The organism is Rickettsia endosymbiont of Cantharis rufa (assembly GCF_964026445.1).
Taxonomy (GTDB): Bacteria; Pseudomonadota; Alphaproteobacteria; order Rickettsiales; family Rickettsiaceae; genus Rickettsia.
In genome coordinates this window covers 1453592-1463984 of record NZ_OZ032150.1, presented here as the reverse complement: position 1 = coordinate 1463984, position 10393 = coordinate 1453592, and the positions used below count along the sequence as shown (strand labels likewise).

Here is a 10393-nt window from a genome sequence, read left to right as displayed (position 1 = left end):
TTTTACTACTATGAAATTAAATATAATAAATATTTTTATTAGATGTTGTTTATGTAAACAGAATTATGTAGATTAAATCTTTTGAACAAAGTTATCAACAAAATTTTCACTAAGATTTTTCTTAAAAATATCAGCATTTTTAATTAGTATTCACATAAATTTGCAATAGATTTATGTAAGTGGATAATTAAGTGTAATCTTTGTTTGTAGCTTAGAAAAGACTATTTTTTCAAAGAAAAATGTCATTTATTCACAATTTTATCCACAAACTATTCATTAAAAAGAAAATACACTAGATTTACTTGATTTAATAAGGATCTGAGGAAATTTTTAATAGATATTAATTAGAAAAATAATAAGTTATTAAAAAATTTATCCACAATTACATGTGTAAAGTATGACAAAGCTAATTATTCACTTGGTTTCAGACTCTTCCGTACAAACAGCGAAATATGCGGCAAGTTCAGCTCTTGCACAATTTACTTCTGTAAAACCAAAATTATATCATTGGCCAATGATTAGAAATTTGGAACTGCTAAATGAAGTACTAAATAAAATTAAGCTAAAACACGGTATAGTATTATATACGATTGCCGATCAAGAACTAAGAAAAACATTAACAAAATTTTGCTATGAATTAAAAATTCCATGTATTTCCGTAATAGGTAAAATTATTAAAGAAATGTCTGTTTTTTCAGGTACTGAAATAGAAAAAGAACAAAATTATAATTATAAATTTAATAAAACTTATTTTGATACTCTAAATGCAATAGATTATGCTATAAGACATGATGACGGACAAATGCTTAATGAGCTATCCTTCGCTGATATAATATTAATAGGTCCTTCTAGGACTTCTAAAACTCCGACTTCTGTATTCTTAGCATATAATGGGCTAAAAGCTGCCAATATTCCTTATGTTTATAATTGCCCTTTTCCTGATTTTATAGAAAAAGATATAGATCAATTGGTAGTAGGACTGGTCATTAATCCAAATAGATTAATCGAGATAAGAGAAACTAGATTAAATTTATTGCAAATTAATGAAAATAAAAGCTATACAGATTTTAATATAGTACAAAAAGAGTGTTTGGAAGTTAAAAAAATTTGCGGGCAAAGAAATTGGCCGGTAATTGATGTATCAACTAGATCAATAGAAGAAACGGCGGCTTTAATAATGCGGATATATTATAATAGGAAGAATAAATATAATAAATAAAATATTTTCATCATTTACAAGTAGAGATGAGTAACTTATAATTTTATTTATATTTTTTCGTCATTGCGAGAAAAAATTGAAAATTTTAACGAAACAATCTCGTACCAAAATCCTGAGATTGCCGCACTCCTTTTAGTCGCCCGCAATGACATCTATATAACACAGAGGATAAATTATGGCAAATAATGTAACAGACAGTTCTTTTGAAAAAGAGGTGTTGGAATCGGATTTACCTGTGCTGGTTGATTTTTGGGCAGAATGGTGTGGACCGTGCAAGATGTTAACACCAATAATAAATGAAATCAGTAAAGAATTACAAGGCAAAGTAAAAGTACTTAAGATGAATATTGATGATAACCCTGATACCCCATCAAAATATGGTATTCGTAGTATTCCGACGGTAATGTTATTTAAAAACGGTGAACAGAAAGATACTAAAATAGGTTTGCAGCAAAAAAACTCTCTTTTAGACTGGATTAATAAATCTACCTAATATTTATTTTATGTCACTTAACCATTCAAAAGTATTTATAGAGATAGCCAATGGTTATGTTGAGGGTATTGACACTCATAAGAGAGCCCAGGGTTTAAAACATTTTTTTTTAAAAAAAGGAGTTTCTCTTTCCCCAAATATATCCATACTAAACAATATTAATTTTTCTTGTTATGAGGGAGAGAAAATAGCTTTTATAGGGAGTAACGGTTCAGGAAAAAGCTCTCTTTTAAAGCTAATAGCAGGAATATATCCTTTAAAATCAGGTACAGTTAAAGTTCATGGAGATATTGCAGCAATCATAGATATGGGAGTGGGTTTTGAGCCGGAGCAGACAGGTCGTGAAAATATAAAAATGTTGATGCTATATAACAATATGCTCAATAAATATAGCAAAAAAATAGAACAAGAAATTATAGATTTTTCAGAACTTGGTAAAAAAATCGATTTAACGATAAAAAACTATAGTTCAGGAATGTTATCCCGTCTCGCTTTTTCTGTATCAATATTTCAAAATCCACAAATTTTGTTACTTGATGAAGTTTTTGCAGCAGGCGATAACTATTTTATAGAAAAATCTCTTAATTTAATGAAGAATAAATTTAAAAATACCCCTATTTCAATAATAGTAAGCCATCAAGAAGAAATTATAAAAGATAATTGCGATAGATGTATATTATTACGTGACGGTAATATTATCGGCGATGGAAATACATCAGAAATGTTTAAAATTTATAATAGAGAGACTCATAAATGATAAAGTATTTTTTTTCTAAAAAATACTGGCAGGCAATAACATTACTAGTTAAAGCTTCTATAATTAGACAAAATAAGGATTCTTTTTTAGGTTCTTTATGGAGTTTAATTCAGCCTTTTATTCACATAATGGTAATTTCATATTTTTTCGGTTTTTTGTTAAGACAACCAAGAGAATTTATGGTAATGAACCTAGTTGGTGGTATTCCTTTATGGAGTTTTATAGTAAGTAGCCTAACCATTTGCTCGAGTTCTTTGGTAACCCGTGATCAAATAATAAAAAAAGTTAGAATTTCTAAAACTTTTTTTCCAGTTGCAGACAGTTTAGGACAATTACATACTTTAATTTGTTCATTTTCGGCAATGTATGTCGCCTTTGTTTTATTATTTCCCGAGAAATTTTCTTGGCAAATAATATTTATACCGATATTAATTCTACCGTTAGTAATTAGCGTAATTAGCGGCTCTATTGCAGTAGCATTTTTAACTCCGTATATTCGAGATATTCCGCAAATGTTGAGTGTTGTTCTTGGAGTTATTTATTGGAGTATACCGATAGTTTATCCCTATTCGCTAATTCCGGAATCTAAAAAAATATATTTTGAGTTTAACCCGTTCTTTTTAGTTATAAGACCTGTACAAGCATTGGTAATTGACGGAACATTACCGGATATGATGCTGATAGTTAAGTCTATTATAGTTTCATTTATCACTGTTTGTACAAGTTATTTAATTTACAGACAATTTTCTAAAAGAGTTATTTATTATTTATGAAACTTGGTTTTAATCTAGATTTTAATGAATTAGATTTAACCGGACTTAAAAAATTAGATCAAATATTTTTAGATTATCTCTTTAAAGCTGATAAATTTCTGCATAAAGATTTAATATTATTTAGATTGGCTTCTTCCTCTATTATTCTCCAAGATTATCCCGAATTTTTGTTAAAAATTTCCCCTCATTTAGATGATTTTCTAGCCGAGTTATTTTGCATTTCAAAAGAAGTAACTATATCAAGATTAAAACATAAAGATTTTGATGTTATTTATGAATGTAAAAGGAAATTTGTAGAGCGTTATGCAGTAAAAAAATACTCACAGGAAAAAATAAAAGATATTGATTTCGAAGAGGTGTATTTAAAATTATCTGAATTAATAGGTACGAATTTTACTTCTAAAGAATTTGCTAAGCAGATCATTATATGGCAACAGGATGAAGAGAGTTTTGTCGCAGAATTAGATACAGCAGCTAGATATGCTGCTTGCCGAGTTTATGATCACTGTCATTCCTTTCCATTGTGCCATTCCCGCGAAAGCGAGAATCCAAAAAAATCAAGTCTATACCCCCGTTTTCACGAGGATGACATAAGAAACGATGACATCCTATTCAACCTCCCACAAAAATTAGACAAAGAAAATCTAATAGACGATAAAAAAATATTAAAATATCAAAAGAATGAGAGAATAGATTTTAACTATACAGATATCTTTTTAAATTCAGATGAAGCTTTAAACCATTCCTATTACTGTATTTATTGTCATAAACAGGATAAGGATAGCTGTTCCAAGGGAATAAATGTCATCCCGCGGCCTGATCGTGGGATCCTGGATCACAAACTGCCTCCTGAGATCCCGTGGACAAGCCACAGGATGACGGGTTGTCCGTTAAAACAAAAAATTTCCGAGATGAATTATGTTAAGGCACGTGGATTTAACTTAAGCGCTCTTGCGATTATTGTTATTGATAACCCCATGGTTGCGGCAACGGGTCATAGAATTTGTAATGATTGCTCTAAGGCCTGTATTTACCAAAAGCAAGATCCGGTAAATATTCCATTAATAGAATCAAATATTTTAGAAGAAACACTCAAATTACCTTACGGTTTAGAAATATACTTACTTCTGACTCGCTGGAATCCGCTTAATATCTATGATCCGCTGCCGAAAGAATCTACTAATTATAATATTTTAGTTACGGGTCTTGGACCGGCGGGCTTCAGTCTCAGCTATTATTTATTAAGGTTAGGTCATAATGTAGTAGCTATTGACGGCTTAAAAATTACCCCATTACCATTTGATGTTCATAAGCCTATAAAATTTTGGCATGAGTATAAAAGCTTATTATCAGAGAGAATACCAAGAGGATTTGGAGGGGTAGCAGAATATGGGATCACTGTTCGGTGGGATAAAAATAACCTTGACATATTGCGGCTAATACTCGAGAGAAATAATAATTTCAAATATTATGATGGAGTAGCCTTAGATTTTAATATAACGAAGGAACAAGCTCTAGATTTGGGTTTTGACCATATAGCTTTTTGCATTGGAGCAGGTCAGCCAAAAGTTTTAGAGATAGAAAATTTTGAAGCTAAGGGCGTAAAAACGGCTTCCGATCTCTTAATGACTTTGCAAAGCGGAGGAGCATTTTTAGAAAATTCTAATACTAATATGGTAATTAGGATGCCGATTGCGGTAATCGGCGGAGGCCTTACTTCCTTAGACGCAGCAACGGAAAGTCTATATTACTATAAAAAGCAAGTAGAGAAATTTACCGAATATTATATGGAAAAAGATTTAGCGGAGGAAGATAAAGAAATAGCTAAGGAATTTATTGCTCATGCAAAATTATTTAAAGAAGCTAAGAATAATGATGAATTAAGAAAGGTTTTTAATAAGCTTGGTGGTGCTACTGTTTATTATCGTGGAAAACTGCAAGATTCGCCGGCGTATAAACTAAATCACGAGGAGCTAATATATGCATTAGCACTTGGTGTTGATTTTAAGGAAAATATGCAACCTTTAAGTATTAATATTGATAAATACGGTCATGTAGAGGGGGTGGAGTTTGAATTAAGCGATAATGTGTCATCCCGTGGCTTGCTAACTAGATCCAGTAAATCAACAAACATTAGTGCTGTAAGTGGTTTTCTGGATCCCGTGGTCAAGCCACGGGATGACACTGTAGTACTTAAAGCCAAAACCGTGATTATGGCAATCGGTATAGAAAATAACACTCAATTCGATGAGGATAAATATAGTTATTTTGGCGACTGTAATCCTAAATATTCGGGTAGTGTGGTGAAAGCTCTTGCTAGTACCAAAGAAGGATACCAGGCTATTAACAAAAGACTCATAAATAATAACCCTAGCTTTAAAGATAGTTACAAAGACTTTATAACGCAGCTTGATTATTTATTGATTAGCAGAATCCATAAAATAAATACTTTAGATGATAAAACTTTTGAGCTCATAATTCATTCACCGCATGCTGCTAAAAATTTTAAGTTCGGACAGTTTTTTCGATTACAAAATTATTCTGAAGATATTACTAAGTTAATAGAGCCGGTAGCCTTAAGCCCTATAGATATTGATATAGAAAAAGGTTTAATTAGTTTTATAGTTTTTGAAGTCGGTAAATCAACTAGCTTATGTAAAACATTATCCGAAAATGAGAAAGTGGTTTTAATGGGACCGACAGGCTCGCCGCTAGAAATACCTCAAAATAAAAAAATAGTTATTATTGATTCTGAAGTCGGTAATGTAGGTTTATTAAAGGTTCTGAAAGAAAATAATAATGAAGTTATACTTGTCACCTATCCTGATATAAAAAATCATAAATTAACTTCTGTGGATAGAGTAATAATTAATGCTTCCCCTGAAATAATAGAAGAATTACAAAGTTTAAAAAATGAAATATTCGGCGAGGATATAGAGTTAATAGTTAGCGTTAACTCATCGATGCAATGTATGATGAAAGGGATTTGTGGACAATGTATCCAAAAGGTCAAAGGAGAGCAGAAATATATTTTTGCCTGTAGCTTTCAAAATCAAAAAGCAGAAATGATTGATTTTAAAAGCTTGAAAACTCGTTTACGCCAAAATTCTTTGCAAGAAAAAATGAGAAAATTGATAGCTAATTAATCCATGATTTAATATCTTCAATTAACCTTTCTAGTTGTTCAGGTGATAATTCACCAATTTTTTTTGAATTTTATCACTTCTTATAGCACTAATTTTATCAACCATAATATGAGATTCTAAATTAAAACCATTTAGCTCTGCAAGAGTCAATAACAGGCGAAAAGTTGGGGTATCTATTAAATCCTAACTATTACATATTATTAGAGGCGAGTCGACGAACAACGTGCTACCTCGTTCAAATCAATTTACTATATTTATCAAATCTCCCAATAGATAAGCTTATTAACCAAACTGCCAAATAGAATATCGGTGTACTAAATACGGTAAAAAATAGTTTAAATGAATAGCTATTAAGAATAAGAGTACCTAATTGTTCAAGCGGGAAAATATTAAACAAGCTCATAATCCCAATTACAATAAAAGTATCAATAAATAAAGAAATTGCTGTACTGAAATTATTTCTTATCCATAAATATTTACCTTTAGTAATTTTACGTATCCATAAATAGATATTAATATCAACAAGTTGGGCTATATAACAAGCAAAAGTTGATGCTAAAAAAGATATATGATATGAACCGAAAACTTTGTGAAAAGTTACGTTATCAACATTAGACCAATTAGTAGCTTCCAATTTACCCATAAGACTTATTACTAAAACTACTATTATATTAAAAACAATAGCAAGCTTTACACAAAAATTGGCTCTTTCTTTACCATAAAACTCAACTATTAAATCCGTTAATAAAAAAGTTAACGGGTAAAAAATTGCTCCTACAGATAATTCAAGAATATACAGATTAAAAATATTAAGGGAAACAAACTTTTGATATACTAAATTTCCTACTATAATAAGGACTGTAAAAAACGTACATAAAATGATATAAATCTTTTCCTTTATATTAAAGTCTATTGACATCTTTAAAATTTATTTTGTGAATTATTTGTAGAAATCAAGATCTAATCCTACAGACACTATAAAAACTATATCTGAATGTCTGATAAGTTATGACTGTCAGATGAGTATTCAAGATATAAGATTTCGTTATTCTTTTCAACATCTAACTTTTTACTATCCATAAAAGTCTGCATAGGCGTTTTACCATAGCGATATTTACCGGAATGTGATCTTTCGTTATTGTAATGCTCTAACCAAATATCAAGATCTAGTTGTAGATCATCAAGATCAGTATAAATCTTTTTACGCATAGCTGTATCAAAGAATTCTTGTTTTATAGTTTTATTAAAGCGTTCACACATACCATTTGTTTGAGGAGAATATGCTTTAGTAGTAGTATACTCAATACCCTCAATGCTTAAGAACAATTCAAAAGCATGATACTCTATATTGCCCTTATATTTACCACCTCTATCAGTTAGAATACGAAGTACTGGTATTTGCTGACTCTCATACCACGGCAGTACTCTATCATTAAGCATGTCAGTAGCGGTAAGAGCTGTTTTATCAGTATATAATTTAGCATCTGTAACCCTAGTATAGCTATCAATAAATACCTGAGAATATACCTTGTCTATACCTTTAAAATTACCTACATAATTTGCAATAGCTGAGATTCAATCTTACATTTAGTAAAATAAGATAAGTATTAAATAGAGGATTAGAAATGAATCTAAATCAAAAAATAATAAAACCAAAAATAGGATTACTGGGATTAGCTAGGAGTCTTGGAAGTATATCGTCAGCGTGTAAAGCTATGGGATACAGCAGGGACAGTTATTATAGGTTCAAAGAGCTATATGAAACTGGAGGAGAAGAGGCGTTATATGAGATTAGCCGGAAGAAGCCAATTATAGCAAATAGAGTTGATCCTGCGGTAGAGAGAGCAGTATTAGATATGGCGGTAGAATACCCAGCTTATGGGTCGCACCTCCATTTTACAGATGTGGATATTAAAAGGCTATACGTTCAATAAGAGTTCCGATGACTTTATCATGAATATCCAATGACTTGGAAAAACAAATTGTTTTACGTGTCAGTCTTTTGCATCTTGTTCTAAGATTTAAGTTACCCCGTTCTATCCGTTGAGTATATTTTTTACTAACAATGTGTTTTTTGGGATCTAATAACCTAGCATAACTTCCCTATCCATCTGTAAAGTAAAAAGTAACCTTAAAATCCTCCGGTTTTTTTTCAGTAATGATTCTGATGTGCTATCACATCTTGTACCAAAAGTATAAGCAACTACTTTTAACAAAATCTTATCCAAAGAATATCAAAGCCATCTTTGTTTGGATTTATTCTGTACATAAGGCCATTGTTCATCTATTTCAGGAGCAATAATTACTTCTATCGTATTGATAGAATGATTTATCTTTTTTAACGCTAGATTTTTTTAAAACACGGATAACCGTATTGATACCCACTTTTAATACTCTTACTGTATCCCTAACTCCAGAGCCATTGATTGACATATCTACTATCTGAGCCTTGACTCCAGGCTTAGAGGCATTATTAATATATTACAGTTAAAAATATCGATTACACTGCTTGCATTGATATCTCTGTTGTTTTGAAATTGAATATCCCGCCTTTACTACTTTTTCTGTGTCGTTACAATATCTACACTTAACATCTATTCTTGATCTACACTTAACATCTATTCTTGCCATAACTCCTTAACTATAATTCTCTCTTATTACTGTTTGAGGATTATAGACTATTCATGCTAAGCTGCAATACGGGGGCACGACCCGAAATCTTATATCTTGAATACTCATCTGACAGTCATAACTTATCAGACATTCAGATATAATTTTTATAGTGTCTGTAGGATTAGATCTTGATTTCTACAGGTAAACCTATTTCTATCCCTGTGCGCTAGGCTAGTATTTTGGGGATAGGGACAGTCTATTCAAAATCTTATTTATTTAACAAAGCCCTTCTTTCTCGCTACGCCGTTTCTCTAATACTTGTAACTGAGCTTCGGTAAGAACAATACCATCCTGAGCCATTTTTACTTCTAATGCTTTAAGTCTTTTATTGATATTATTTAAATCATTACGTAGCCAAATTGATCTAACCCCTCCAGGTGATACAAGAATACCAGTCTTTTTAAGCTCATTTGATACTCGCATCTGACCATAAGCTGGGTATTCTACCGCCATATCTAATACTGCTCTCTCTACCGCAGGATCAACTCTATTTGCTATAATTGGCTTCTTCCGGCTAATCTCATATAACGCCTCTTCTCCCCCAGTTTCATATAGCTCTTTGAACCTATAATAGCTGTCCCTGCTGTATCCCATAGCTTTACACGCTGACGATATACTTCCAAGACTCTTAGCTAATTCTAGTAATCCTATTTTTGGCTTTATTATTTTTTGATTTAGATTCATCTCTAATCCTCTATTTAATACTTATCTTATTTTACTAAATGTAAGATTAAATCTCAACTATTACATGTCGAATTACTTCGTAATTCTACTAGCAATGACAAAAAACTGGTCCACGCAACAATGTCCAGCAAAGGTAGACAATGGTAAGTATGAGAGATATTAACAAGATAAAGCTGTAACTATTTAGCTATAGGTAAACTATTTTCCGCTTGATTTTCTTCAATTTCATTAATCTTAGAAACTAAATCAGATTTTTTTTTTGAGGAAAGGTTGGCAAGTACTATTGCATTCATTAAAAATAATATTGTAAGTATTATAGTGCTTTTAGTAAGAAAATTACCGACCGTTTTAGCGCTGACTACTCCCATATTATTACCGCCGCTTATACTACTAATTCCATCCGATCCGCTACGCTGCATCAGAATAACTATAATTAGCAATATTGCAATAGTAATATGTACAAAAAGAAGGATGTCTATCATATAATAAATAATCATTACCGTATTTTAAATATAAATCATACATTAGTTTTATATTATTTGCAACTTAGCTTTATAAAATAAAACGTAATACTATAATAGCATCTGACAGAAATTAGACTAAAATCAGCATATAAGTTTTTAAAAAACTAAAAAACATTGAAAGCTT

General features: G+C 31.0%; 7 protein-coding genes and 4 pseudogenes. 6 read left to right on the top strand and 5 right to left on the bottom strand.

Features of this window, described 5'->3' with window-relative positions; translation table 11 throughout:
• Positions 1-397 precede the first annotated feature (397 nt).
• The 5 genes from AAGD46_RS08360 (at position 398) to AAGD46_RS08340 (ending at position 6388) form a co-directional block, all read left to right on the top strand.
• Positions 398-1219 (top strand): pyruvate, water dikinase regulatory protein, encoded by an 822-nt coding sequence (locus AAGD46_RS08360; RefSeq protein WP_341787284.1) that lies wholly within the window; start codon positions 398-400, stop codon positions 1217-1219.
• A gap of 175 nt (positions 1220-1394) precedes the next feature.
• On the top strand, positions 1395-1712 hold the full coding sequence (gene trxA, locus AAGD46_RS08355; protein WP_341787283.1) for a thioredoxin: 318 nt from the start codon (positions 1395-1397) through the stop codon (positions 1710-1712).
• A gap of 10 nt (positions 1713-1722) precedes the next feature.
• Positions 1723-2469 carry an ABC transporter ATP-binding protein gene (locus AAGD46_RS08350; protein ID WP_341787282.1) on the top strand — a complete coding sequence of 249 codons (747 nt, stop codon included), beginning with the start codon at positions 1723-1725 and terminating at the stop codon, positions 2467-2469.
• Entirely contained in the window at positions 2466-3242 is a 777-nt protein-coding gene (locus AAGD46_RS08345; RefSeq protein ID WP_341787281.1) for an ABC transporter permease, read from the top strand. Before AAGD46_RS08350 ends, AAGD46_RS08345 begins: the two co-directional genes overlap by 4 nt.
• Entirely contained in the window at positions 3239-6388 is a 3150-nt protein-coding gene (locus AAGD46_RS08340) for a palindromic element RPE4 domain-containing protein (protein ID WP_341787280.1), read from the top strand. Before AAGD46_RS08345 ends, AAGD46_RS08340 begins: the two co-directional genes overlap by 4 nt.
• 235 nt (positions 6389-6623) lie before the next feature.
• Here the strand turns inward: AAGD46_RS08340 and AAGD46_RS08330 are convergent, their stop codons facing one another.
• Positions 6624-7307 (bottom strand): queuosine precursor transporter, encoded by a 684-nt coding sequence (locus AAGD46_RS08330; protein ID WP_341787279.1) that lies wholly within the window; start codon positions 7305-7307, stop codon positions 6624-6626.
• Positions 7308-7372: 65 nt separating this feature from the next.
• A pseudogene (locus AAGD46_RS08325) lies at positions 7373-7945 on the bottom strand (integrase core domain-containing protein); the annotation flags it as partial.
• Positions 7946-8013: 68 nt separating this feature from the next.
• Here AAGD46_RS08325 and AAGD46_RS08320 point away from each other — a divergent pair.
• Positions 8014-8271 (top strand): annotated as a pseudogene (locus AAGD46_RS08320) (helix-turn-helix domain-containing protein); the annotation flags it as partial.
• A gap of 28 nt (positions 8272-8299) precedes the next feature.
• On the opposite strand, the pseudogene AAGD46_RS08315 reads toward AAGD46_RS08320, so the two are convergent.
• The 3 genes and pseudogenes from AAGD46_RS08315 to secG form a co-directional block, all read right to left on the bottom strand.
• Positions 8300-9019, bottom strand: a pseudogene (locus AAGD46_RS08315) (IS1 family transposase).
• A gap of 270 nt (positions 9020-9289) precedes the next feature.
• Positions 9290-9745, bottom strand: a pseudogene (locus tag AAGD46_RS08310) (helix-turn-helix domain-containing protein); the annotation flags it as partial.
• Positions 9746-9924: 179 nt separating this feature from the next.
• Positions 9925-10227, bottom strand: a complete 303-nt coding sequence (gene secG, locus AAGD46_RS08305) for a preprotein translocase subunit SecG (RefSeq protein ID WP_341787278.1) — start codon at positions 10225-10227, stop codon at positions 9925-9927.
• Between the last annotated feature and the right edge of the window lie 166 nt (positions 10228-10393).